This is a genomic window from Rhizobium sp. B230/85 (assembly GCF_019355735.1).
GTDB classification, from domain to species: domain Bacteria; phylum Pseudomonadota; class Alphaproteobacteria; order Rhizobiales; family Rhizobiaceae; genus Rhizobium; species Rhizobium rhododendri.
This window is the reverse complement of the sequence record NZ_CP072156.1, coordinates 2,712,803-2,739,065: the sequence shown is the minus strand read 5'-3', so window position 1 is coordinate 2,739,065 and position 26,263 is coordinate 2,712,803. Positions and strand designations below refer to the sequence as shown.

20 protein-coding genes are annotated in these 26,263 nt (G+C 62.0%); 18 read left to right on the top strand and 2 right to left on the bottom strand.

Translation table 11 applies throughout. From position 1 onward, the window contains the following. The 10 genes from J5289_RS13260 to murB all read left to right on the top strand — a co-directional run bounded on the left by J5289_RS13260 (position 1) and on the right by murB (position 12,421). Positions 1-495 carry a hypothetical protein gene (locus J5289_RS13260; RefSeq protein ID WP_209184161.1) on the top strand — a complete coding sequence of 165 codons (495 nt, stop codon included), beginning with the start codon at positions 1-3 and terminating at the stop codon, positions 493-495. After that, positions 495-2,246 carry a penicillin-binding protein 2 gene (locus J5289_RS13255; RefSeq protein ID WP_209184155.1) on the top strand — a complete coding sequence of 584 codons (1,752 nt, stop codon included), beginning with the start codon at positions 495-497 and terminating at the stop codon, positions 2,244-2,246. Before J5289_RS13260 ends, J5289_RS13255 begins: the two co-directional genes overlap by 1 nt. Before the next feature lie 65 nt (positions 2,247-2,311). Then, positions 2,312-3,775: a UDP-N-acetylmuramoyl-L-alanyl-D-glutamate--2,6-diaminopimelate ligase gene (locus J5289_RS13250; RefSeq protein ID WP_209184153.1), complete on the top strand. Its 1,464-nt coding sequence runs from the start codon at positions 2,312-2,314 to the stop codon at positions 3,773-3,775. Next, the gene (locus J5289_RS13245; protein ID WP_209187491.1) at positions 3,772-5,205 is read left to right on the top strand and encodes a UDP-N-acetylmuramoylalanyl-D-glutamyl-2,6-diaminopimelate--D-alanyl-D-alanine ligase; all 1,434 of its coding nucleotides are present in this window, start codon (positions 3,772-3,774) and stop codon (positions 5,203-5,205) included. Before J5289_RS13250 ends, J5289_RS13245 begins: the two co-directional genes overlap by 4 nt. A gap of 29 nt (positions 5,206-5,234) precedes the next feature. Continuing rightward, complete coding sequence (gene mraY, locus J5289_RS13240) at positions 5,235-6,335, top strand: phospho-N-acetylmuramoyl-pentapeptide-transferase (protein ID WP_142823197.1); 1,101 nt, start codon at positions 5,235-5,237, stop codon at positions 6,333-6,335. 5 nt (positions 6,336-6,340) lie between these two features. Next, positions 6,341-7,753: a UDP-N-acetylmuramoyl-L-alanine--D-glutamate ligase gene (gene murD / locus J5289_RS13235; protein WP_209184149.1), complete on the top strand. Its 1,413-nt coding sequence runs from the start codon at positions 6,341-6,343 to the stop codon at positions 7,751-7,753. Between the two features lies 1 nt (position 7,754). Continuing rightward, positions 7,755-8,909: a putative lipid II flippase FtsW gene (gene ftsW / locus J5289_RS13230; protein WP_142823195.1), complete on the top strand. Its 1,155-nt coding sequence runs from the start codon at positions 7,755-7,757 to the stop codon at positions 8,907-8,909. Between the two features lie 4 nt (positions 8,910-8,913). Beyond that, positions 8,914-10,038: an undecaprenyldiphospho-muramoylpentapeptide beta-N-acetylglucosaminyltransferase gene (gene murG / locus J5289_RS13225; protein WP_209187490.1), complete on the top strand. Its 1,125-nt coding sequence runs from the start codon at positions 8,914-8,916 to the stop codon at positions 10,036-10,038. Next, positions 10,035-11,450: a UDP-N-acetylmuramate--L-alanine ligase gene (gene murC / locus J5289_RS13220; protein ID WP_142823193.1), complete on the top strand. Its 1,416-nt coding sequence runs from the start codon at positions 10,035-10,037 to the stop codon at positions 11,448-11,450. Before murG ends, murC begins: the two co-directional genes overlap by 4 nt. Further along, positions 11,447-12,421: a UDP-N-acetylmuramate dehydrogenase gene (gene murB, locus J5289_RS13215; RefSeq protein WP_209184145.1), complete on the top strand. Its 975-nt coding sequence runs from the start codon at positions 11,447-11,449 to the stop codon at positions 12,419-12,421. Before murC ends, murB begins: the two co-directional genes overlap by 4 nt. 97 nt (positions 12,422-12,518) lie before the next feature. Here murB and J5289_RS13210 read toward each other — a convergent pair whose 3' ends face one another. Further along, positions 12,519-13,823 (bottom strand): MFS transporter, encoded by a 1,305-nt coding sequence (locus tag J5289_RS13210; RefSeq protein ID WP_209187489.1) that lies wholly within the window; start codon positions 13,821-13,823, stop codon positions 12,519-12,521. A gap of 504 nt (positions 13,824-14,327) precedes the next feature. On the opposite strand from J5289_RS13210, the gene J5289_RS13205 reads away from it, so the two are divergent. From J5289_RS13205 to ligA, 8 genes are all read left to right on the top strand, one after another. Then, positions 14,328-15,254: a D-alanine--D-alanine ligase gene (locus J5289_RS13205; protein ID WP_209184060.1), complete on the top strand. Its 927-nt coding sequence runs from the start codon at positions 14,328-14,330 to the stop codon at positions 15,252-15,254. Then, positions 15,242-16,174, top strand: coding sequence for a cell division protein FtsQ/DivIB (locus tag J5289_RS13200; RefSeq protein ID WP_142823190.1), 933 nt, complete (start codon positions 15,242-15,244; stop codon positions 16,172-16,174). The genes J5289_RS13205 and J5289_RS13200 overlap by 13 nt, the downstream gene beginning before the upstream one ends. Beyond that, positions 16,171-17,502, top strand: coding sequence for a cell division protein FtsA (gene ftsA / locus J5289_RS13195; RefSeq protein ID WP_111222856.1), 1,332 nt, complete (start codon positions 16,171-16,173; stop codon positions 17,500-17,502). The genes J5289_RS13200 and ftsA overlap by 4 nt, the downstream gene beginning before the upstream one ends. 98 nt (positions 17,503-17,600) lie before the next feature. Continuing rightward, positions 17,601-19,340: a cell division protein FtsZ gene (ftsZ, locus tag J5289_RS13190; protein WP_209184059.1), complete on the top strand. Its 1,740-nt coding sequence runs from the start codon at positions 17,601-17,603 to the stop codon at positions 19,338-19,340. Between the two features lie 303 nt (positions 19,341-19,643). Next, a complete protein-coding gene (gene lpxC / locus J5289_RS13185) occupies positions 19,644-20,600 on the top strand; it encodes a UDP-3-O-acyl-N-acetylglucosamine deacetylase (protein ID WP_142823188.1) in 957 nt (318 codons plus the stop codon). Positions 20,601-20,823: 223 nt separating this feature from the next. Further along, positions 20,824-21,696 (top strand): outer membrane protein assembly factor BamD, encoded by an 873-nt coding sequence (locus tag J5289_RS13180; protein WP_202617092.1) that lies wholly within the window; start codon positions 20,824-20,826, stop codon positions 21,694-21,696. A gap of 13 nt (positions 21,697-21,709) precedes the next feature. Then, entirely contained in the window at positions 21,710-23,383 is a 1,674-nt protein-coding gene (gene recN, locus J5289_RS13175; protein WP_209184058.1) for a DNA repair protein RecN, read from the top strand. A gap of 77 nt (positions 23,384-23,460) precedes the next feature. Next, on the top strand, positions 23,461-25,611 hold the full coding sequence (gene ligA, locus J5289_RS13170; RefSeq protein WP_209184057.1) for an NAD-dependent DNA ligase LigA: 2,151 nt from the start codon (positions 23,461-23,463) through the stop codon (positions 25,609-25,611). Between the two features lie 19 nt (positions 25,612-25,630). Here the strand turns inward: ligA and J5289_RS13165 are convergent, their stop codons facing one another. Then, on the bottom strand, positions 25,631-26,173 hold the full coding sequence (locus J5289_RS13165) for a GNAT family N-acetyltransferase (protein WP_209184056.1): 543 nt from the start codon (positions 26,171-26,173) through the stop codon (positions 25,631-25,633). Between the last annotated feature and the right edge of the window lie 90 nt (positions 26,174-26,263).

Sequence of the window (26,263 nt, the reverse complement as noted above, 5' to 3'; positions counted from 1 at the left end):
ATGCTGAAGACCTTCGATATCGTGCTCATCGGCGTTATGACCACTGCGGCAGCCGTGACCTACACCATCAAGCACCGCGCCGAGCTCAAGCTCGAGGAGGTGCATCACCTCGAAGCCGAGATCAAGCTCGAGAAGGATACCATCGAGCTGCTGAAGGCCGACTGGGCGCTGGTCGTACAGCCGAACCGCCTCGAGCGGTTGGTCGCCAACTATAACAGCGAACTGCAGCTGCAGCCGACGCTGTCGACATCCCTCGTGCAGCCGAACGAACTGCCCATGCTGCGCAGCCAGCTGCCGCCACCTCCGGGTATCATGGACGGCAAGCCGACCGCAAAGCCCGGCACATCAAAGGGCGACGACAGCGATGCCGATATCCGCAAGGTTATAGCCGACGTGGCAGCCAAGCCTGCGCCGAAACCAGTCGCAAGGCTGGCACCGGCTAGGCATGGCAAGTCCGGTGTCGACGATATCAAAACGGGATCGGTGAAGCGCTGATGTCTTTTCTGTCCCGCATCATGCTCTTGAAGAGCAAGGCACATTTTTCCGCCGGTACCAACGGCAAGCCAGTCGACGCGCTTGCAAGCGCTGTCGTCGAGGGATCGCGAAAGCGCAAGACGGGGCAGGCGCGAAGCCGTGTCCTGTTGTTGAGCGTGAGCTTCGGCGTCGTCTACTGCATCATCGGCGCGCGACTGGTCGAATATGGCACTGCCATGCCCGATACGGTATCGAGCATTCTGCCGGCCGACAGGCTGATGGCCTCGCGGCCCGACATCGTCGACCGTAACGGGGCGCTGCTCGCGACCGACATCCGTACGGTGTCGCTGTTTGCCGAGCCGAACAAGATCGTCGATGTCGACGACGCCGTCGAAAAACTCTCGACCGTGCTGCCGGATATCGACCTCAAGGGCACCTACAAGAAGCTTTCGACCAACACGTCGCACTTCGCCTGGCTGAAGCGCCAGCTGACGCCAAAGCAGCAGAGCCAGATTCTTGCGCTCGGTATTCCCGGCATCGGCTTCCGGCCTGAAAAGCGCCGCTTCTATCCAGGCGGCCCGACCGCGTCCCACATCCTCGGCTATGTCAACATCGACAACCGTGGCGTAATGGGCATGGAAAAATATATCGACGACCAGGGCCTGGCCGATCTCGCCGCCGTAGGTATGACCAGCAACAGCCCGCTGGAGCCGGTCAAGCTGTCGATCGACGTTCGCGTTCAGGCGATTGCCCGCGATGTCGTGACCAAGGCCGTAGTCAACTTCAAGGCCAAGGGTGGCGGTGCCATCGTCCTCGACGTCAAGACCGGAGAAGTCATCGCCATGGCGTCCGCGCCCGATTTCGATCCGAATGAGCCGAATGCGAGTGCCGCCGAAGGCTGGCTGAACCGCATGTCGAACGGTACCTTCGAAATGGGGTCGACCTTCAAGACCTTCACGATGGCGATGGCGCTCGATAGCGGCAAGGTGACGCTTCGGGACGCTTTCGATGCCAGCGCGCCGATCCGCATCGGCGGCTTCGTGATCCACGACTTCCACGGGCAGGGCCGCGTGCTGACCGTTCCGGAAATCTTCCAGTATTCGTCCAACATCGGTACGGCCAAGATCGCCGATCTCGTCGGCATCGATGCCCACAAGGAGTTCCTGACGCGCCTCGGTCTCCTGACCCGGATGCCGACGGAACTGCCTGAGGTCAAGACGCCCAGCCAGCCGAAAGTCTGGAAGAAAATCAACTCGATCACCATCTCCTTCGGCCACGGCGTCTCGACGACGGCGCTGCAGACGGCGGTGGCCGGTGCGGCGCTCGTCAACGGCGGCAAGCTCATCGAGCCGACCTTCCTGCCACGCACGGCAGAGCAGGCCGACCTGGTCGCGAAAACCGTCATCAAGAAGAGCACCAGCGACGATGTCCGCTTCCTGCTCGACTTCAACGGCTCCAAGGGTTCCGGTCGTGCCGCCCGCGTTCCCGGCTACGATGTCGGCAGCAAGACGGGTACGGCGGACAAGGTCGTTAACGGTCGCTACTCCCACACCGCCAACTTCAACACCTTCCTGGCAGCCTTCCCGATCGACAATCCCCGCTATGTGGTCATGAGCTTTTGCGACGAACCGCTGACGGGCGAGCATGGAGGCACGATTTCAGCCTATACGGCAGCTCCCATCGCGCGCGATATCATCGCCCGTTCGGCGGCGATTCTCGGTGTAAAACCGAAATTCGGTGAGGGCGGCTCCGCCTTGCTGGTGTCTTATTGAGATTGAATGGATAACGCGGTCGATTCGCGTGGGGCGGGCAGGCCTAGAACAAAGAAGTAGACGCCATGAAATTGCGTGATCTCGTCGGGACCGATTTTCCCGAGTTGAACGGACCGGTCGGCGGCTCGCTGGGCGACATCGACATCACGGGTCTTTCCGCCGACAGCCGGCAGATTACGCCGGGAATGGCCTTTGTCGCGGTTGCCGGCAGCAAGGCCGATGGCGCCGCCTTCGTCGCCGACGCTGCTGCGCGCGGCGCCGCCGTGATTTTCGCCCAGCATGTTGCGGATGCCGGTTCTGTACCCGTTGTTGCCGTCTCCGAGCCGCGCCGCCTGCTGGCGCTGGCAGCCGCGCGTTTTTACGGGCGCCAGCCGGAGACCATGGTCGCCGTCACGGGCACTGCCGGCAAGACCTCCGTTGCCTCCTTCACCCGCCAGATCTGGGCGCATGCCGGCAGCACGGCTGCAATGATCGGCACGACCGGCGTCATCTCGCCCAGCCGCAACGATTACGGCTCGCTGACCACGCCGGACCCGGTGTCGCTGCACAAATTGCTGGCCGAGCTTGCCGACGAGGGTGTGACGCACGCTGCGATGGAAGCATCCAGCCACGGGCTCGACCAGTTCCGTCTCGATGGCGTGCGCCTCAAGGCCGCCGGCTTTACCAATCTCGGCCGCGATCACATGGACTATCACCCGACCGTAGAGGCCTATATGGCCGCCAAGATGCGGCTTTTCGATACGCTGCTGCCGCAGGGATCGCCGGCCGTCATCTTTGCTGACGACGCCTGGTCGGATCAGGCCGTAGCTGCTGCCCGGCAGGCCGGTCACGATATCCGCACCGTTGGCCGCAAGGGCAACTTCCTGACGCTGAAGCGGGTCGAGCATTCGCGCCACAAGCAGGTCGCCGAGGTTCATTTCGGCACTGAAATCTTCGAGATTCACATTCCGCTCGCCGGCGATTTCCAGATTGCCAATGCGCTGGTTGCCGCAGGGCTTGCCATATCGACCGGCGTTCCGGCAGCCGTGGCCATGCAGGCGCTCGAAAAGCTGCAGGGAGCTTCCGGACGCCTCGAACTGATCGGCCAGACGCGAGACGGCGCGCTTGCCTATGTCGATTACGCCCACAAGCCGGATGCGCTGGAAAACGTGCTGGCGGCTGTTCGGCCCTTTACCACCGGTCGTGTCATCGTTGTCTTTGGTTGCGGTGGCGACCGGGATCGTGGCAAGCGGCCGATCATGGGCGAGATTGCCTGCCGGCTGGCCGATGTGGTCATCGTCACCGACGACAATCCGCGCTCTGAACAACCGGCTGCCATTCGCGCCGAAATCATGGCTGCGGCCACCTCAGCCACGGAAATCGCCGACCGTGCCGAGGCCATCCGCGCCGCAGTCGACATGCTGAAGGCCGGCGATACGCTGATCGTGGCTGGCAAGGGGCACGAGGAAGGCCAGACGGTCGACGGTGTCACGTTGCCGTTCTCGGATCATGCGGAAGTGCGCCGGGCACTAGGGGAGACGACATCTTGAGCTGGCTTTGGACAAGCGAAGACCTGATCGACATCATGCATGGCCGGCCTGTTGGCTCGTTGCCGGCGGGTATTACAGGAATTTCCATCGACAGCCGTTCGATCGGACCCGGCGAAGCCTTCTTCGCCATCAAGGGCGATCGCGTCGATGGGCATGACTTTGCGAGCATGGCGATGGCCAATGGCGCGTCGTTGCTGGTTGTCAGCGAAGCGCGGCTACCGGCGCTCGGGCGCCTCACCGTGCCGATGATCGTCGTCGAGGATGTGCTGGCGGCATTGACCACGCTCGGCATCGCCGGCCGAGATCGTTCGCGCGCAAAGATAATCGGCGTTACCGGCTCGGTCGGCAAGACCACGACCAAGGAGATGCTGCGTCACGTGCTGTCGCCCTCCGGCAAGGTCCATGCTTCGGTCGCCTCATACAACAATCACTGGGGTGTGCCGTTGACGCTGGCACGCATGCCAATCGATACCGACTTCGGCGTCTTCGAAATCGGCATGAACCATCCGGACGAAATCAGGCCACTGGTGAAGATGGTCCGCCCGCATGTGGCGATCATCACGACGGTGGCCGCCGCCCATCTCGGCAACTTCAAGAGCATCAAGGAAATCGCAGCCGCCAAGTCTGAGATCTTCGAGGGTCTAGAGCCCGACGGAGACATCATCCTCAATCGTGACAGCGACCAGTTCTCGTTCCTCGAGCGCCAGGCGCAAGCGCTCGGCATCACTCGAATCTATAGCTTCGGCCAGCATGCCAAGGCCGACTTCCGGCTGGCGGAATTCAATGGCTCCGACGAGAAATCGGCTCTTTGGCTGACGCTCGGCAGCGAGACCTTCGAGATCGCCATCGGTGCGCCCGGTCGCCACATTGCCGAGAATGCGCTTGCCGTGCTCGGCGCCGTGACGCTGGTCGGCGGCGACCTCGACAGGGCTATCGAGGCGCTGGCGACGCTGCAGCCGGAAAAGGGCCGTGGCAAACGCCACAGGCTTGCGATCGGGGCGAGCACGTTCACCGTCATCGACGAAAGCTACAATGCCAACCCCGCCTCCATGCGCGCGGCAATGGCGCTGCTGGCAACGGGTGCCGCCGACAGTCGCGGACGCCGCATCGCCGTCCTTGGCGACATGCTCGAGATGGGCGAACATGCGCGTAGGGTGCATGCCGATCTGGCGGGTCCGCTGATTGCCGCGGGGATCGAACACGCCTGGCTCTCCGGGCCGGAGATGCTGGCCCTGAAGGAGGCGTTGCCTGAAACAGTGCATGTCGAATATCGCGAGACGACGGAAGAGCTCACCGCCTTCGTTCTTTCCTCGGTTGCGCCCGGCGATGTGCTGATGATCAAGTCGTCGCTCGGGATCGGGTTCGGCAAGATCGTGGCGGCTTTGCTTGACAAATTTCCTGCAGTTTCCGACACGAAGCCGCAAACCTAATTGAATTTTGACCCTAGAAAGGGCCCTGGATGCTGATCTGGCTCGTCGACCTCTCTGAACATGTGAAATTCTTCAATCTGTTCAGATACATCACGTTTCGCACCGGCGGCGCCCTGTTCACCTCGGCACTGATCGTCTTCCTGTTCGGACCGAGAATCATTGCATCTCTTCGCCTTCGCCAGGGCAAGGGGCAGCCGATCCGTGCCGATGGACCGCAGACGCATTTCAAGAAAGCCGGCACGCCGACGATGGGCGGGCTGATGATTATCGCCGGTGTCGTCGGCTCCTGCCTGTTGTGGGCCGACCTTTCCAGCGTCTATGTGGTTGCGGTTCTCCTGGTAACGCTCGGCTTCGGCGCCATCGGCTTCTACGACGACTATCTCAAGGTCACCAAGCAGAGCGACAAGGGCTTCTCCGGCCGCAAGCGCCTGTTGATCGAGTTCGTCATTGCGTGCATCGCCGTCTATTTCATGATGCGCTCGGCGCTGGCATCGGGTCCGGCCGGATCGACTTTCGGCTCGTCGATCGCCTTTCCTTTCTTCAAGGACTTCATGATCAATCTCGGTCTGTTTTTCGTGCTGTTCGGCGGCTTCGTCATTGTTGCGGCCGGCAACTCGGTCAATCTGACAGATGGCCTTGACGGCCTCGCCATCGTTCCGGTGATGATCGCCGCGGCGTCGTTCGGCGTCATCGCCTATCTCGCCGGTAACGTCGTGTTTGCCAATTACCTGCAGATCAATTTCGTGCCCGGTACCGGCGAACTTTCCGTCGTGCTTGGGGCGATGATCGGGGCGGGGCTGGGCTTCCTGTGGTTCAACGCGCCGCCGGCCGCTATCTTCATGGGCGATACAGGCTCGCTGGCGCTGGGTGGCATGATCGGCACGGTTGCCGTCGCCACCAAGCATGAGATCGTCATGGCAATCATCGGCGGGCTTTTCGTCATGGAAACGTTGTCGGTCATCATCCAGGTCGGCTTTTTCAAAATGACCGGGCGGCGCGTTTTCCTGATGGCGCCTATCCACCACCATTTCGAAAAGAAGGGCTGGACGGAAAGCCAGGTCGTCGTCCGCTTCTGGATCATTGCCGTCGTGCTCGCGATGGTCGGCCTGTCTACACTGAAGCTGCGGTAAAAGAGATGATAGCGGTCACCACGCTCAAGGGGAAAAAGGTTGCGCTGTTCGGGCTTGGCGGCTCGGGCCTCGCCACGGCCCTGGCGCTGGTGGCTGGCGGTGCTGACGTCACCGCCTGGGACGACAATCCCGACAGCGTTGCTAAGGCGTCGGCCGCCGGCGTTCCGACGGCCGACCTTAGAACAATCGACTGGCCAGGGCTGTCGAGCTTCGTGCTGTCGCCGGGCGTGCCGCTGACCCATCCGAAGCCGCACTGGACCGTTGACCTCGCGCGGTCGGCAGGCGTCGAGATCATCGGCGATGTCGAATTGTTTGTTCGCGAGCGTCGCGTGCACGCACCGGATTGCCCGTTCATCGCGATTACCGGCACCAACGGCAAATCGACGACGACGGCGCTGATCGCCCATATCCTGAAATCGAGCGGTCGCGACACACAGATGGGCGGCAATATCGGTACCGCCATCCTGACGCTCGATCCGCCGCAGGCCGAGCGCTATTATGTCGTCGAGTGCTCGTCCTACCAGATCGATCTCGCCCCGACGCTTAACCCCTCGGCCGGTATCCTCCTCAACCTGACCCCCGATCATCTCGACCGGCATGGGACCATGCAGCATTACGCCGATATCAAGGAGCGCCTTGTGGCCGGCAGCGGTACGGCGATCGTCGGCGTCGACGACAGCTTCTCGACGGTCATTGCCGATCGCATCGAACGCGCCGGCGGCAGGGTGACGCGCATCTCTCGCCGTCAGGTGTTGTCGGACGGTCTCTATGCCGACGGGAGCCGCATTGTCCGGGCATCGGCCGGAGAGGCGGCCGCCATCGCCGATCTCGGCGGCATTCAGACATTGCGCGGCAGCCACAATGCCCAGAACGCCGCAGCGGCCATCGCCGCCTGCCTGGCGGTGGGCGTATCCGTCGAGGACATCCAGTCCGGCCTTGCGTCGTTCCCGGGCCTGAAGCATCGCATGCAGCCGGTGGCGCGGCGCGGCACTGTCGTGTTCGTTAATGATTCGAAGGCGACCAACGCCGAGGCAGCGGCTCCGGCCTTGTCGAGCTACGAGCGGATCTACTGGATTGCCGGCGGCTTGCCGAAAGAGGGAGGCATCGCTTCGCTTGCACCGCTGTTTCCCCGCATCGCCAAGGCGTATCTGATCGGCGAGGCGGCACCGCAGTTTGCAGCGACTCTGGGCGAGGCCGTGCCATACGAGATTTCCGGCACGCTTGATCGCGCCGTTCTGCACGCGGCTGCCGATGCGGCGATGGATCAGGGCGTCAGCGCTGCTGTCATGCTATCACCGGCTTGCGCAAGTTTCGACCAATACAAGAACTTCGAGGTCAGAGGGGATTCCTTCGTCACACACGTGTCGGCGCTGGAAGGGATCACCATGCTGATCGGTTCGCCAACAGGAGGCGCATGAGATGGTAAGCCGCGTAGACCGTGGGGCCCTGGCCGACTGGTTCTGGACGATCGATCGTTTTTTCCTCGGGATTTTCATCCTGCTTCTCGGTATTGGCTTCATGCTGTCCTTTGCAGCGTCGCCGGCAGTGGCTACCCGCATCGGGCTTGAACCGTTCCACTTCGTCAAGCGCCATGCCGCTTTCCTCATCCCGGCAATCGCCGTGATGATCGGCATTTCGTTCCTGACGCCGCGTCAGGTGCGCCGGACGGCTGTGATCATTCTTGTCGTCTCGCTGGCGATGATGCTGTTTGCGTTGTTCTTCGGCGTCGAAGTCAAGGGTTCGCGCCGCTGGGTCAATCTCGCCAGCCTGTCGATCCAGCCTTCAGAATTCATGAAGCCGGCCTTCGTCGTCGTCTGCGCCTGGCTTTTTGCCGAGCATGCGCGCCAGCCTGAAATTCCGGGCAACCTCTTTGCCATTATCCTCTTCGGTATCGTGGCTTCTTTGCTGGTCGCCCAGCCCGACCTTGGCCAAACCATCCTCACATCGGCCGTCTGGGCGGGCATGTTCTTCATGGCGGGCATGCCCTGGCTGTGGATCTTCGTGCTTGGCGGCATGGGCGTGGGTGGTCTTTTCAGCGCCTACTACGTCTTCCCGCACGTGGCGCTGCGCATCGACAAGTTCCTGACCGGCGAAGGCGATACCTTCCAGGTCGATACAGCCCGCGAGGCAATTGTGCGCGGCGACTGGTTCGGCGTCGGTCCGGGCGAGGGTATCGTCAAGCGCATCATTCCCGACGCCCACACCGACTTCATCTTCTCGGTGGCTGCGGAAGAGTTCGGCATCATCTTCTGCATGTTCCTGGTCTGCATCTTCGCGGTCCTCGTCCTGCGCGGACTTTCTCATGCCTACCGTGAGAAGAACGACTTCAACCGCTTCGCCGTTGCCGGCCTGGTGCTGCAGATCGGCATCCAGTCTATCATCAATGTCGGCGTGAACCTGCAGTTGCTGCCGGCCAAGGGCATGACTCTGCCGCTGATCTCCTACGGTGGTTCGTCGATGATCGCGATCTGCGTTACCGCAGGCTTCATCCTGGCGCTGACCCGTCACCGACCGGAGAAGCGCATGCAGGAGCGCAGCCTGTTTCGCGTGACCCACGGCGTTCCGGCGGAGTGATGCGATGAGCAAGGGCATCATTCTTCTCGCCGCCGGTGGCACCGGCGGCCATGTATTTCCAGCCGAAGCGCTGGCCTACAAGCTGCGCGACCGGGGTTACTCCGTGCATCTGGTCACCGACAGCCGCGCCGAGCGCTATGCGGGCTCCTTTCCGGCCGACGAGATCCACGTGGTGCCGTCCGCAACGATCGGCTCCAAGAACCCGGTCAATCTCGCCCGCTCGCTCTGGACGCTCTGGACCGGCATGCGCGCGGCCCGAAAGCTGATCCGCAACATCGGCCCGCTTTGCGTCGTCGGTTTCGGCGGTTATCCAACGATTCCCCCGTTGCTCGTCGCGACACGCATGGGCGTGCCGACCGTCATCCACGAGCAGAATGCCGTGATGGGCCGCGCCAACAAGGCGCTGGCCGGCCGGGTGAAAGCGATTGCCGGCGGCTTCCTGCCGGACAATGGCGGGGCGTACCCGGAAAAGACGGTGACCACCGGCAATCCCGTGCGGCCGGCCGTCATCGAGGCAGCCCAGACGCCCTATCATCCATCCGGTCCGGATGAGCCGTTCAACCTCGTCGTCTTCGGCGGCAGCCAGGGTGCGCAGTTCTTCTCGAAGGCAATCCCGACGGCAGTCAGCCTGCTGGAGGAACCGTTGCGCAACCGGCTGCGGATTACCCAGCAGGTCCGCGTCGAGGACATGGAGACGGTCAACAACTGCGTCGTGCACCTGCAGATGGGGGCAGACATCGCGCCGTTCTTCAACGACATGGCGACTCGGCTTGCTGCCGCCCACCTCGTCATCTGCCGCTCCGGCGCCTCGACGGTCTCCGAGCTTGCGGTCATCGGACGACCGGCGATCCTCGTGCCTTATCCCTATGCGCTTGACCACGACCAGGCGGCCAATGCCGCAGCGCTTGCCGCCAATGGTGGAGCTAAGGTCATCGCACAGTCGGAGCTCTCGTCGGAAAAACTGTCGGCGATCTTGCGAGGCTCGATGAATTCGCCCGAAAAGCTCGCCAAGATGGCCGCTGCTGCGAAATCGACGGGGAAGCCGGACGCAGCAAACTTGCTCGCGGATCTTGTAGAGGCTATTGCCGACAAACGTTCAATTGCAGAATTCAAGGGGGCAGGCGCATGAAGCTGCCTAAGGCCATCGGCCTCGTACATTTCATCGGTATCGGCGGCATCGGCATGAGCGGCATCGCCGAGGTGCTGCACAATCTCGGCCACAAGGTGCAAGGGTCGGACCAGGCGGACAGCGCCAATGTCCAGCGCCTGCGCGCCAAGGGCATCGAGGTTCTCATCGGCCACAAGGCAGAGAACCTGGGTGAAGCCGAAGTGGTGGTGGTCTCGACCGCCATCCGGAAAGACAACCCGGAACTGATCGCCGCGCGCGAAAAGCTGCTGCCGGTGGTCCGCCGCGCCGAAATGCTGGCCGAGTTGATGCGCTTCCGCAATGCGATTGCCATAGGTGGCACGCACGGCAAGACAACCACCACCTCTATGGTGGCGACGCTGCTCGAAGCCGGTGGGCTCGATCCGACCGTCATCAACGGCGGCATCATCAATGCCTACGGCACCAATGCCCGCATGGGCGAGGGCGAGTGGATGGTGGTCGAGGCCGACGAATCGGATGGCACGTTCCTGAAGCTGCCGGCTGACGTCGCCGTCATCACCAACATCGACCCTGAGCATCTCGATCATTACGGGACGTTCGATGCCGTACGGGCTGCCTTCCGGCAGTTCGTCGAGAATGTGCCGTTCTATGGTTTCGGCGTTCTGTGCCTCGATCATCCGGAAGTCCAGACGCTGGTCGGCCGTATCGAGGACCGCAAGGTCATCACCTATGGGGAGAACCCGCAGGCCGACGTGCGCTTCATGAATGTCCGCATCGACGGCACGCGGTCGCTGTTCGACATCGAAATCCGTCGCCGCCGCACCGGCAAGGTCATCGAGATCAAGGATCTCGTGCTGCCGATGCCCGGCCGTCACAATATCGCCAATGCCACGGCTGCCATTGCCGTTGCCAACCGGCTTGGAATTTCCAACGAAGACATCGCCCGCGGCCTTGCGGCGTTTGGCGGCGTCAAGCGCCGCTTCACGCTAACCGGCGAGTGGAACGGCGTGAAAATCTTCGACGACTACGGGCATCATCCGGTCGAGATCAAAGCGGTTCTCAAGGCGGCGCGCGAATCATGCTCCGGCCGGATCATCGCCGTTCACCAGCCGCACCGGTTTACGCGGCTTTCGAGCCTGTTCGAGGAATTTGCCGCCTGCTTCAACGACGCCGACAGCATTTTCCTGGCGCCGGTCTATTCGGCTGGCGAGGAGCCGATCGAGGGCGTCGATTCGGAAGCGCTGGTATCGCGCATCAAGGCAGGCGGACATCGCGATGCCCGTTACCTGCCATCGCCCGATCGTCTGGCCGGAATGGTTGCCGAGATTGCAAAGCCCGGCGATTTTGTGGTTTTGTTAGGGGCTGGCAGCATAACTTATTGGGCCGCAGCGTTGCCACAGGAACTGGAAGGCCTTTCGGGTAAATCCGCATGAAGCAGGTCAATGGAGAAAAGCTGCTCGCGTCTTTAGGCGACGGCGTCAAGGATATTCGCGGACGGCTGACGCCGGATGCGCCGATGGATCGCGTCACCTGGTTTCGTGCCGGCGGACTGGCGGAGCTGATGTTCCAGCCCCACGATACGGACGACCTCGTCACCTTCCTGAAGCTTTTGCCTCCCGAAGTGCCGCTGATGGTCGTCGGTGTCGGCTCGAACATCCTCGTGCGTGACGGCGGTATTCCCGGCGTCGTGTTGCGGCTGTCGGCCAAGGGGTTCGGCTCGCTGGAACTTGCCGGGGAAAACCGGATCAAGGCAGGCGCCATCTGCCCCGACAAGCATGTCGCGGCGATGGCCATGGACAACAGCATCGGCGGTTTCCATTTCTATTACGGCATTCCGGGCTCGATCGGTGGTGCGGCGCGCATGAATGCCGGCGCCAACGGTGTCGAGACCTGCGACCGGCTTGTCGAGGTCCATGCTGTGGATCGCAGCGGCAACAAGCATGTGCTGAGCAACGCCGACATGGGCTACACCTATCGCCATTCATCAGCGTCGGCCGACCTAATCTTCACCGATGTTGTGTTCGAGGGTTATACCGAGGACAAGGCCAAGATCCGTGCCGACATGGATGCCGTGCGCAATCACCGCGAGACCGTTCAGCCGGTCCGCGAAAAGACCGGCGGCTCGACGTTCAAGAACCCGCCGGGCCTTTCCGCCTGGGAAGTCATCGACGAGGCCGGCTGCCGTGGTCTCGTCATCGGTGGCGCGCAGATGTCGTCGCTGCATTGCAATTTCATGATCAACATGGGCCAGGCGACTGGCTACGATCTGGAATATCTCGGCGAGCAGGTTCGCCGCGAGGTGTTCGAGAAATCCGGCGTCAAGCTGGAATGGGAAATCAAGCGGCTCGGAACCTTCATGGATGGCCGCGAGGTTCGCCCATTCCATGGTGTGACGACGGAGTAGGTAAATAGCAGAGCGCCTGCTGGGAACCGATACGTAGTTAGAAAAAAAAGGCCGCGAAACAGATGTTTCGCGGCCTTTTTTGATGCGATCGTTTGGATCAGATCTCTTCGTTGCCTGACAGCAGGATGCAGACCAGCGTGATGAAGGCGGCGATTGCCATATAGTAGCCGACATAGGCAAGGCCGTAGTTGCTGGCGAGCCAGGTGGCGATAAAGGGGGCCAGCGATGCGCCGAAGATGCCGGCAAAGTTGAAGGTGATGGAGGCGCCGGTGTAGCGCACGGCGACCGGGAACGGCGCTGCCAGAGCTGTGCCGATCGGGCCGTAGGTCATCCCCATCAGCGCCATGCTGACGGCTGCAAAGATGTAGATCTCGGTGAGGCCGCCGGTCAGGAGTGTCTGCAGGAAGAACGAGAAGACGCCGATCCCGACCGTCGTGGCGACGAGCACGGTGCGGCGGCCAAAGCGGTCCGACAGCTTGCCGGCGATCGGGCAGAAGATGCCGAAGAACACCGAGGCGACGATCTGCACGAGAAGCGCGTCGAGGAAGCTGATCTTCAGGACCTTGACGTTGTAGGACAGCAGGTAGGCCGTGCCGATGTAAAAGAGCACGAAAGTTGCCAGCGCCACGAAGGTGCCGAGGAGCAGGCTGCGCTTGTGGTTCTTCAGGATCTCGACCACGGGAACGGCAACGCGCTCCTTGCGGGCAACGGCTTCGCTGAACTCCGGGGTTTCGGTGATCGACAGGCGGACCCAAAGGCCGATGCCGATCAGGACGATCGAGGCGATGAACGGCACGCGCCAGCCCCAGGTGATGAAGTCTTCCTGGGAGATGAAGTGGAGCAGCAGCCAGAAGACGGCCGACGACAGGAACAGGCCGACGGGTGCGCCGAGCTGCGGGAACATGCCGTACCAGGAGCGCTTGCCTTCCGGCGCATTTTCTGTCGCCAGCAGCACCGCGCCGCCCCACTCGCCACCGAGACCGAAGCCCTGGCCGAAGCGGCAGATGGCCAGCAGCAAAGGCGCTGCCACGCCGATCGAGGCGTAGGAGGGCAGGAAACCGATCAGTACCGTCGAGATGCCCATCGTCATCAGGGCTGCAACGAGCGTCACCTTGCGGCCGATGCGGTCACCGAAATGGCCGAACACGATGGCGCCGATCGGACGGGCGAAGAAGGCGATGGAAAAAGTCGCGAATGATTGCAGGACGCCGGTGGTTGGATCGCTGGTCGGAAAGAACAGCGTCGGGAAAACGAGGACTGCAGCCGTCGCGTAAACGTAAAAGTCGAAGAATTCGATGGTGGTGCCGATCAGGCTTGCCAGCAGAACGCGTGACGGCGAATTCAGGGAGGCACTGTTTCGCGACGAGGGAGCCGGCGATAATGGCGATATCGCTTGTTTCATTTTCGTGACCAATCCGGAATGCTAAGTTCAACTTCACGGGCCTTAACGCAATTTAAGACCGGCGCAAACGCCAAAGTAGCAATTTCCCGAACGAAATCGTTGATGCGTCGCACAATAATGTCGGCAGCGTCGGGTGTCTCCGGCAGATCCGCAGGAATCTCAAGTTGAACCGGCGACGCGTCTGCCGTTACTCGCAATCACTCCGGTATCGCAGGGGTTGTATATCTCGGATTGGAAGCTCCCGCCGGGGTGATGTCCAGGATTAAGAAAATCGAAGGTGCCTCTTGCCACGGATCTAAAGCTCTGATTCCAAGAGGGTAATTGCCATCGGGATTTTGATTTTTTTGGGTCGATGGCGGCAAAAGATGCATCGGGTTAACCAAAGTAAACGCTTCGTTAACTATAATGACGCTCTAATAGGCTCATTCAGAAGCCGGTGGAATCGCCCGGTAAAAGCTTCGCGCAAGCGTGCTGTCGCAAAGAGCTGTATTTTTGGGGGTATCGATGAGTGAGAAGCATGTAGCCGTCCTGTTTGGCGGTTTTTCCTCGGAACGGCCGGTCAGCCTGTCGTCGGGGAAGGCATGCGCTGACGCTCTCGAAGGGCAGGGCTACCGGATCTCGTTGATCGATGTTGATCGCGATATCTCGGCGCAGCTCGCCGATCTTGCGCCCGATGTCGTCTTCAACGCTCTGCATGGCCCCTTCGGTGAAGACGGCACGATCCAGGGCGTGCTTGAATACCTGCAGATCCCCTATACCCATTCCGGCGTTGCTGCGTCCGCGCTGGCGATGGACAAGTCGCGCGCCAAGCTGGTGGCGGCCGATGCCGGCGTGCCGGTTGCCGAATCATTGCTGATGAGCCGTTTCGACTTCGGGTCCGAGCATCCGATGCCGGCACCCTATGTTGTCAAGCCGGTCCGGGAAGGTTCGAGCTTCGGCGTCGTCATCGTCAAGGAAGACCAGGCGCACCCGCCGCAGGTTATCACGTCGTCGGAATGGCGCTACGGCGACGACGTGCTGGTCGAGCGCTACATTGCCGGCCGCGAGTTCACCTGTGGCGTCATGGGCGACAAGGCTTTGGCCGTCACCGAGATCGTGCCGCAGGGACACATCTTCTATGACTATGACTCGAAATATGTCGCAGGCGGCTCGAAACACGTAATTCCCGCAGAAATTTCACCAAATATTTACCAAAAAATACAAAGATTAGCGTTAACGGCGCATCAAGCAATCGGCTGCCGCGGAGTCACACGATCAGACTTTCGCTACGACGACCGCTTTTCCGAGGATGGTGAACTTATCTGGCTGGAGATCAATACCCAGCCCGGCATGACCCCGACTTCGCTTGTGCCGGAAATGGCAGGCCACGCCGGCTACTCGTTTGGCGAATTTCTCCGGTGGATGGTGGAGGACGCGTCATGTTTGCGTTGACGGTCAAAAGGATGAAGCGCTCGAGGCACCGTGCTCCGGTGCTGTTCGACCAGCCGGAGGACCTGTTCGTCCTGCCGCGGCCGCTCCGTCGTGCCGTGCGTTTCCTGGTGAGCCTCGGCTCCGGGCGCATCTACGTTCCACCACATCTCGGCACTGTCTCCGCCATAGCTTTCCTTGCCGCGACAGGCCTCTACGGCATGTCGCTCGGCGGTCATACGCAGACGGTCGCCCAGGCAACGACGGCAGCAGCCGGCTTTGCTATCGAGGACGTCAAGGTTTCGGGCAACGACCAGACTTCTGAAATCGAAATCCTGCAGCTTCTCGGCCTCGATGGCACGACATCGCTTGTCGCACTCGACGTCGATGCCGCGCGCCAGAAGATTGCCAGCCTTCCCTGGGTCGAAAACGTCGAGGTCCGCAAGGTCTATCCGAAGACCATCGAGGTGAAGCTCAAGGAGAAGGCCGCTTACGGTATCTGGCAGCACGGCGCCGAGCTTTCGCTGATCGAGCAGAACGGTACGGTCATCGCGCCGCTGCGCGACAACAAGTTTGCGTCCCTGCCATTGTTCGTCGGGCGCGAAGCCGAGAAGGCCGCGACTTCGGTCGGTGACATGTTTGCCGCCTGGCCGGATCTTCGCAGCCACGTCAAGGCTTTCGTGCGTGTCGCCGGTCGCCGCTGGGATCTCTATCTCGACAGCGGCATCGTCATCAAGCTGCCGGAAGACGACCTGCAGCAGGCGCTCGCAAAGCTGGCAAAGCTGGACAAGGAACAGAACCTTCTGGCGCGCGACATCGCTGCCGTCGACCTTCGTCTCGAAGATCGCACGACGGTGGAACTGACGCCGGATGCGATGGTGCGCCGACAGGCGGCGCTGGATTTGAGAACCAAGGCTCTGAAAAAGGCGGGACAAGACACATGAGCTTATTCGGTTCGTCCCATTTCGGCCTGCCGCGCCTGAAGCCGCTTTCGTCGAAGCGCTCGCATATCGTCTCCGTGCTCGACATCGGCTCGACGAAGATCGTCTGCATGATCGGTCGGCTGACGCCGCGCGAGGAAACGCAGGTTCTTCCCGGCCGCACGCACAACATCGAAATCATCGGCATCGGCCACCAGCGCTCGCGCGGCATCAAGACCGGCGTCATTGCCGACCTCGATGCGGTCGAAGGCGTCATCCGCCTTGCGGTCGACGCTGCCGAGCGCATGGCTGGCCTGACGGTCGAGAGCCTGATCGTCAACGTCTCTGCCGGTCGCCTCGGAAGTGACATCTATACGGCAACCATCGATCTCGGCGGCCAGGAAGTCGAAGCCACCGATCTGAAGAAGGTCCTGACAGCCGCCTGCCAGCAGTCGCTGCGCCAGGACCGTGCCATCCTGCATTCGCTGGCGACGGGCTACTCGCTCGACGGCGAGCGCGGCGTTCGCGATCCGCTGGCGATGTTCGGCGACGCGCTTGGCGTCGACATGCATGTGGTGACGGCTGAGCGCTCGGCACTGCGCAATCTCGAACTCAGCGTCAACCGTGCCCACCTTTCGGTCGAGGGCATGGTGGCAACGCCTTATGCCAGCGGTCTGGCTGCATTGGTCGACGACGAGGTCGAACTCGGATGCGCCGCCATCGACATGGGTGGCGGCACCACGACGATCTCGGTGTTTGCCGAAGGCAAGCTCGTGCACACGGATGCGGTCAGCATCGGCGGTCATCACGTCACGACCGATCTGGCCCGCGGCCTGTCGACCCGTATCGAGGATGCCGAACGGCTGAAGGTCGTGCACGCTTCGGCGCTGCCCAATCCGGGCGACGACCGCGAAATGATTTCCATCCCGCCAATCGGCGAGGATGACCGCGACCAGCCGACCCAGGTGCCGCGTGCGCTGGTGTCGCGCATCGTCAGCGCCCGTATCGAGGAGACGCTTGAGCTGATCCGCGACCGTATCCAGCGCTCGGGCTTCAGCCCGATCGTCGGCAAGCGCGTCGTGCTGACGGGTGGTGCGAGCCAGCTGACCGGCCTGCCGGAAGTGGCGCGCCATATCCTCGCGCGCAACGTCCGCATCGGCCGCCCGATGGGCATTTCCGGCCTGCCGACGGCAGCCAAGGGGCCGGCCTTTTCGACGGCGGTCGGCCTGATGATCTATCCGCAGGTGGCGGATCTGGAAACGCATATGGGCGGCAGCGGTCTGCTTTCGTCGCTCGGCGGCAATAACAGCCGCATTGCCCGGGTCGGGCAGTGGCTGAAAGAAAGTTTTTGAGTTTCCGGGCCGGGCGGCAATGCCTTCCGGCACGGGCGAGCACATTGAGTGAATTGGCTGGCGTGGCGACGCGGTCATAGACAAGAAGGAACGGTACCATGACGATCAAGCTGCAGAAGCCAGATATCACCGAGCTTAAGCCCCGCATCACCGTGTTCGGTGTCGGTGGCGGTGGCGGCAATGCCGTCAACAACATGATCACAGCCGGCCTCCAGGGCGTCGACTTCGTGGTCGCCAATACAGATGCGCAGGCGCTGACCATGACCAAGGCACAGCGGATCATCCAGCTCGGCGTCAACGTCACGGAAGGCCTTGGCGCCGGCTCGCAGCCGGAAGTCGGCCGCGCTGCCGCTGAAGAGTGCATCGACGAGATCGTCGACCACCTGCAGGGTACGCATATGTGCTTCGTCACCGCCGGCATGGGCGGTGGTACAGGCACCGGTGCTGCTCCTGTCGTCGCCCAGGCCGCCCGCAACAAGGGCATCCTGACGGTCGGCGTCGTCACCAAGCCATTCCACTTCGAAGGTGGACGCCGCATGCGTCTGGCCGAAATGGGTATCCAGGAACTGCAGAAGTCGGTCGACACCCTGATCGTCATCCCGAACCAGAACCTGTTCCGCATTGCCAACGACAAGACGACGTTTGCCGATGCGTTCGCCATGGCCGACCAGGTTCTCTATTCGGGCGTTGCCTGCATCACCGACCTGATGGTCAAGGAAGGCCTCATCAACCTCGACTTCGCCGACGTTCGTTCCGTCATGCGCGAAATGGGCCGTGCAATGATGGGCACCGGCGAAGCATCGGGCAACGGCCGCGCCATGCAGGCTGCAGAAGCTGCGATCGCCAACCCGCTGCTCGACGAAACCTCGATGAAGGGTGCACAGGGCCTGTTGATCTCGATCACCGGCGGCCGTGACCTGACGCTGTTCGAAGTCGACGAAGCCGCGACCCGCATCCGCGAGGAAGTCGATCCGGACGCCAACATCATCCTCGGCGCAACGTTCGACGAATCGCTCGAAGGCATCATCCGCGTCTCCGTCGTTGCCACCGGTATCGACCGTGCGATGAACATGGCAGCCGAACGGAACATGGAACTCCGCTCCGCACCGAAGCCGATTGTCCGTCCTTCTGCGGCCGTTGCCCCGGCACCGGCCGCTGCTCAGCCTGCCTATGTCGCGCAGGCACCAAAGGCTGCCGATCCTATCGCCCAGACGATCCGCATGGCGGAAGCCGACATGGAACGCGAACTGGAAATGCTGACCACCCGCCAGGTTGCGCCAGCTCCCCAGCCGGTCCAGCAGCCTGCGATGCAGGAAGAAGCCTTCCGTCCGCAGAGCCGCATTTTCGCAGCCCCGGAAGCCGCAGCACCGGTGCTGCGTCAGTCGGCACCCGCACCGCAGCCGGCTCCGGTCATGCAGCAGCCTGTCATGCAGGCTCCGCAGGCTGCACCTATGCGCCAGGATCCGATGGTCCGCCAGACGGCAGAAGCAGTCCGCATGCCAAAGGTCGAGGATTTCTCTCCGGTCGTCAAAGCCGAGATGGATCATCGTGCACAGCCAAACCATGCCGCTGCCGAAGAACGCGGCCCAATGGGTCTGCTGAAGCGAATCACCAATTCGCTTGGCCGTCGCGACGAGGACGATGTTTCCGCCGACATGACCGCGCCGGCACCGACTGCCGCTTCGCAGCAGCGCCGGCCGCTGTCTGCCGAGGCCAGCCTTTATGCTCCGCGTCGCGGCCAGCTTGACGATCACGGTCGCCAGCAGCCACAGCCGCGCATGAGCAATGAAGACGACCAGCTCGAGATCCCGGCATTCCTGCGCCGCCAGTCGAACTGATCCTTCAGCCCCCGCAAACTTTGGCCCCCGGCGCAGATATCTGCTCCGGGGGTTATGTTTTATCTGACCTATGCTGCGCGAAATTACCTTGGAATTTCAGTGACCTGATTCCGTTACATTGCGAAAGAAACAGTGATTTGGTTTGCCGCGACGTGGCGCGTATGTAGATACCAAGCGCACTACGGAATCGCATCCGCTCTTCGGATCAACTTTGAATTTCGTGCCAAGTAACAGACCGAACCACGACATCGCAGTCTCTCTAAAGCAAGTCGGTTCGGTGCAGGATGATAAGGCAGAACGTAAATGGCAATTGGATTGCTGGGTTTTCAGACAACTGTTGCAGCCCCCGTGACACTCTCCGGCATCGGCGTTCACTCCGGCGCCAACGTGTCGATCACCTTTCTTCCTGCCGAAGCCGACACCGGCGTCGTTTTCCAGCGCATCCACGATAACGGCGATGTCACCGAGCTCCGCGCCGTGTCCTCGCAGGTCGGCAACACCGATCTCTGCACCGTTCTCGGCTTTTCTGCTGCCCGTTCTGTCGCGACCGTCGAGCATGTCATGGCTGCGATCTATGCCATCGGCCTCGACAACGTTGTGGTTGAAGTCCAGGGCGCCGAGATGCCGATCATGGATGGCAGCTCGTATCCCTTCATCGAAGCTTTCGAGCAGACCGGCATCGTACCACTCGGCGTCAAGCGCCGCTACATCCGCATCGTCAAGCCGGTCCGCATCGAATCGGGTGGCTCCTGGTGCGAGTTCCGCCCCTACGACGGCACGCGCTTCGAAGTCGAAATCGATTTCGATTGCCCGCTGATCGGCCGCCAGAAGTGGGAAGGCGACCTGAACGCAGAGACCTTCAAGAAAGAACTGTCGCGCGCCCGGACTTTCGGCTTCATGCGTGATGTCGAGCGTCTCTGGGCGTCCGGTCATGCTCTTGGCTCGTCGCTTGAAAATTCGGTTGTCATTTCCGACGACAACACGGTCATCAATGTCGAAGGCCTGCGTTATGCCAAGGACGAGTTCGTCCGCCACAAGACACTCGATGCTGTCGGCGATCTTGCCCTTGCCGGCACGCAGTTCATCGGCTGCTACCGCTCGTACCGCGGTGGCCACAAGATGAATGCCAACGCACTGAAGGCACTCCTCAGCGACACGTCTGCCTACGAAGTGGTCGAGACGTCCGTGCCGCGCCGCCGGCCGGCAGCGCGCGACTTCGTCGCCGTAAACGCACCCGAGTTTGCTCCCTGGTCCGCATGACCTCCAGATAATGTTCGACCAGGGTAGCCGCCTCCGAAAGGGGGCGGCTTTTTCTTGGGCGGACGAAAGGCAGCAAGGTGGCAGGATGCGGGTAAATCTCGTGGATGCGCCACAAAAATGCGTTAATGGTTCATCATTGCGTTGCCCTGACGACGCTTTTATGGATAGAAACGCGGGCCGGTAGCACTCGTTTTTTGTCGTGGCGGTAATTGGGAATTTCCGAATGGGTTTTGCAGGATCTGAAAGCATGAAGATTACAGCGCGGGCTTTGCTCGTCACGCTTCTCCTCGCAGGGACCGGCGCGTTCGTTTCCGGTTGCCAGTCGGACAAGGACATCGACATCACCAAGCTCGGCGTTGAGACCGATCCGCCGGAGCAGCTTTACAATCAGGGCCTTGCCAACATCAAGGCAGGCAACATGGGCGAGGCCGGCAAGAAGTTCGATGCCATCACCCGCCAGGAGCCATTCTCGGACTGGGGCCGCAAGGCGCTGGTCATGAGCACGTTCGTCAAGTATCGCACCGGCAACTACGACGAGGCCGTGACGACCGGCAACACCTACATGAAGCAGTATCCGCGTTCCGAGGATGCCGCTTACGTGCAGTATCTGGTCGGCGCCTCCTATGCCAAGCAGATCGTCAGCGTCACGCAGGACCAGCGCGCCTCGCAGCAGACCATCGAGGCGATGCAGAAGGTGATCGACAACTATCCGAAGTCTGAATACGTCGATGACGCCCAGGCAAAGATCCGCTTCGCCAAGGACCAGTTGGCCGGCAAGGAAATGCAGGTCGGTCGCTACTATCTGGAACGCAAGGATTACCTCGCCGCTATCTCGCGCTTCCGCGTTGTCGTCGAGAACTATCCGACCACCAACCAGATCGAGGAAGCGCTGGCGCGTCTCGTCGAAGCCTATTACGCCATGGGCATCGTTGAGGAAGCACAGACTGCCGCTGCCGTCCTCGGCCATAACTATCCCGACAGCCAGTGGTATGCCGACTCGTACAAGCTGCTGAAGAGCGGTGGCGTCGAACCACGCCAGAACGAGGGATCGTGGATCGCACGTGCCGGCAAGAAGCTTCTTCTCGGTAGCAGTTGAGAACCAATAAGAGATGCTGGTCCAGCTTTCGATCCGCGATATCGTCCTGATCGAGCGGCTGGACCTTGCCTTCGAAAAAGGTTTGTCGGTTCTGACCGGCGAGACCGGCGCCGGCAAGTCCATCCTGCTCGACAGCCTGTCGCTGGCCATGGGCGGCCGCGGCGATGGTGGGCTCGTGCGCCACGGCGAGGAACGCGGCCAGATCACCGCCGTCTTCGATGTGGCAATGGACCATGGCGCCCGCAAGCTGCTTCGTGAAAACGGTATCGACGACGAAGGCGACCTCATTTTCCGACGCACCCAGTCTGCGGACGGCCGCACCAAGGCCTATGTCAACGACCAGGCGCTGAGCGTCCAATTGATGCGCCAGGCCGGGCAGCTGCTGGTCGAAATCCACGGCCAGCACGACGACCGCGCTCTCGTCGACACCAACGCCCATCGCACCTTGCTCGATGCCTTTGCCGGTCTCACGGATGAAGTCGTCGCCGTTTCCGGCCTCTACCGCCAGTGGCGCGAATGCGAGCGGGCTCTGAAGAAGCATCGCGACAAGATCGAGCTTGCCGCCCGCGAGGCCGATTATCTTCGCGCCGCCGTCGAGGAGCTGGAAACGCTCTCTCCGCAGGATGGCGAAGAGGACGATCTTGCCGAGCGCCGCTCGAAGATGATGAAAGCCGAGCGCATTGCCGGCGATATTTCAGAGGCCTCCGAGTTCCTGAACGGCAATGCCTCTCCCGTGCCGCATATCGCCTCGCTGGTGCGGCGCCTCGAGCGCAAGAGCCAGGAAGCTCCCGGCCTGCTGGAAGACACCGTCGCCCTGCTGGACGCAGCCCTCGACCAGTTGTCGAATGCGCAGATGGAAGTCGAGGCGGCATTGCGCAAGACCGAATACGACCCGCGCGAACTTGAGCGGGTGGAGGAGCGGCTGTTTGCCTTGCGCGGAGCCGCGCGCAAATATTCCGTTCCGGTTGCCGGCCTGCCTGATCTTGCCGAGAAGATGATTGCCGATCTCGCTGAGGTGGATGCCGGCGAGGAGAAGCTCGCCAAGCTCGATGCCGAACTGGCGGTTGCCAAGGGGCTTTTCGATCGTGCCGCCCAGAGCCTTTCAGAGAAGCGCCATCATGCCGCAACTTCGCTCAGTGACGCCGTGATGGCCGAGTTGCCGGCACTGAAGCTGGAGCGCGCGCGTTTCATGGTCGAGATCACCACCGATCCGGCGGCCGGCGCCGCCGAAGGCATCGATGTCGTCGAATTCCATGTCCAAACCAACCCCGGCACCCGTCCGGGACCGATCATGAAGGTGGCATCGGGCGGCGAGCTGTCACGCTTTCTGCTGGCGCTTAAGGTGGCGCTGGCCGACCGTGGCTCGGCACCGACGCTGGTCTTCGACGAGATCGATACCGGTGTCGGCGGGGCGGTGGCGGATGCCATCGGCCAGCGGCTGAAGCGGCTGTCGGAGAAGGTGCAGGTTCTGTCCGTCACCCATGCGCCGCAGGTGGCGGCCCGCGCTGCGACCCACCTGCTGATTTCCAAGGGCCCGTCTGCCGATGGCTCCGATAAGATCACCACGCGGGTGGCGACGATGGAGCCGGAGGACCGGACCGAGGAAATTGCCCGCATGCTGGCCGGCGCATCGATCACCGACGAGGCGCGGGCCGCCGCTGCACGGCTGTTATCCGGAAACGGCTGAGCGCCGCTGTCGCAGGGTATCTTTTCATCGGCTGGAATTGCTCTAGAAAGATCCACTCAAACTGTGGAGTGATATGGATGCCGAGCGAAGCTATGTCCGTCGAGGATCTGACCGAGGCCGATGCAGCCGCCGAACTGGAGCGGCTGGCGGGCAAGATTGCCCACCACGACGCGCTCTATCACGGCAAGGATGCGCCGGAGATCTCCGACGCCGATTACGACGCCCTCAAGCGGCGCAACGATGCGATCGAGGCGCGCTTTCCTGCGCTGGTGCGAATCGACAGTCCTTCCCGACATGTCGGCGCTGCTCCGTCCGAGACCTTTGCCCAGATCACCCATGCGCGGCCGATGCTGTCGCTCGACAACACGTTTTCGCAAGAGGACGTGCAGGATTTCGTTGCCGGCATCTACCGTTTCCTCGGACGCCTGCCGGACCAGTCGATTGCCTTTACCGCCGAGCCGAAGATCGACGGGCTGTCGATGTCGATCCGCTACGAGAACGGTCGAATGGTGAGTGCGGCGACGCGCGGCGACGGCACGACCGGCGAAAACGTCACTGCCAATATCCGAACCATCAAGGAGATCCCGAACACTCTGCCGAAGGACGCACCAGAGATCGTCGAGGTGCGCGGCGAGGTCTACATGGCCAAGAGCGACTTCCTGGCGCTGAACGCCCAGATGGCGGCGGAGGGCAAGCAGACCTACGTCAACCCGCGCAACACGGCCGCCGGCTCGCTTCGCCAGCTCGACGCCAAGGTGACGGCCAGCCGCAAGCTGCGCTTCTTTGCCTATGCCTGGGGCGAGATGTCCGAGATGCCGGCGGATACCCAGCTTGGCATGGTCGAGGCTTTCGGGCGTTGGGGCTTTCCGATCAATCCGCTGATGAAGCGGTTGGAATCGGTAGCCGATATTCTCAGCCACTATGACGATATAGGCTTGAAGCGCGCCGATCTCGACTACGATATCGATGGCGTTGTCTACAAGGTCGACGACCTCGCGCTGCAGGCTAGGCTCGGCTTCCGCTCGCGCAGCCCCCGCTGGGCGACGGCGCACAAGTTTCCGGCCGAGCAGGCGTTTACGCGACTGACCGCCATCGATATCCAGGTGGGTAGGACAGGCGCCCTGACGCCAGTGGCGCGGCTGGAGCCGATCACTGTCGGCGGTGTGGTTGTCACCAATGCGACGCTGCACAACGAGGACTACATCAAGGGTATCGGCAATGGCGGCGAGGTCTTGCGAGAGGGGCGGGACATCCGGATCGGCGATATCGTCATCGTCCAGCGCGCCGGCGATGTCATTCCGCAGATCGTCGATGTGGTGCTTGAGAAGCGCGATGCCGCAAGCGTCGCCTACGAGTTTCCGAAGGTCTGCCCGGTCTGTGGAAGTCATGCGGTGCGCGAGGTCAACGAGAAGACCGGCAAGCTTGATTCGGTGACGCGCTGCACCGGCGGTTTTGCCTGCCAGGCGCAGGCCAAGGAGCACCTGAAGCACTTCGTTTCGCGCAATGCCTACGATATCGAGGGGCTGGGCGCCAAGCAGATCGATTTCTTTTTCGAAAGCGACGATCCGGCCCTGCAGATCCGCACCGCGCCGGATATCTTTACGCTGGAGGAGCGGCAGAAAGCGTCCTTGACCAAGCTCGAGAATATCGATGGCTTCGGCAAGGTCAGCGTCGGCAAGCTCTATGCCGCCATCAACGGGCGGCGCGAGATCGCCTTGCAGCGTTTCATCTATGCACTTGGCATCCGCCACGTCGGCGAGACCAATGCCAAGCTGCTGGCCCGCTCCTATGGCACATATGAGGCCTTCGGAGAGGCGATGCGCGAGGCAGCGCCGCTGACGGGAGATGCATGGAACGATCTCAATGCCATCGAGGGTATCGGCGAGGTCGTCGCCCGCGCCATCGTCGAGTTCTACAAGGAGCCGCGCAACAGCGAGGTCATCGAGCGACTGCTGCGCGAGGTGCGACCGCAGGATGCCGAGCAGCCCAAGGCCTCCGGCAGTCCGGTGGCCGGCAAGACCGTGGTCTTCACAGGCACGCTGGAGAAGATGACGCGCGACGAGGCCAAGGCTAAAGCGGAAAGTCTCGGTGCCAAGGTGGCAGGCTCCGTCTCGAAGAAGACCGATATCGTCGTTGCCGGCCCCGGCGCCGGCTCCAAGCTCGACAAGGCGCGCGAGCTTGGAGTGCAGACGATGGACGAGGACGAGTGGCTGGCGCTGATCGGGTGAGGCAAGGCCGCAGCCTCCATCATCCTTGCTCGCGCAGGCGCGCCATGGTCAGGGCGTCGACGTAAGACCCGGCGCGGAAGGCGAAGTCCTTCAGCCGGCCTTCCTCGATAAATCCGAAACGCCTGTAGAGCGCGATGGCGGCTGCGTTGTCTGCATAGACGGTGAGTTCGACGCGTCGGATGTTCAGCCAGTTGTCGGCGCAATCCAGCAATGCACCGATGAGCGTGCTGCCGATACCGCGACCGGTGTATGCGTCATGGACGCCCATGCCGATGCTGCCGACGTGTTGCCGTCGCCCCTCGAACCGGCGCAGACCCGCGTTTCCAACGATTTTTCCGTCGAGGACGGCAACCAGACTGGGCGATCCCGGCTCAGGTTTTGCCAGCCAGCGACGGGTATCGTCCGTCGTCTGATAGGGCAGGCGCAGCGTGCCTGCGCGAAAGCCGGGCAGGTTGGCGATTGTCGCGATACCCTCGGCATCATCTACTTCGGCCGCGCGGATCAGCAGTCCTTCGGGAGGTGTTTTAGAACGCGATTTGTCAGAACTCGGCGTCTCGTTCACGGGGTCTCTCCTTGTTTGGCCAAGGAGAGCCGGTTCCCAAACCCTGCTCGCCTCGGGCAGGGTTGTCGGGATGATCGGTCGGGTTTCAGC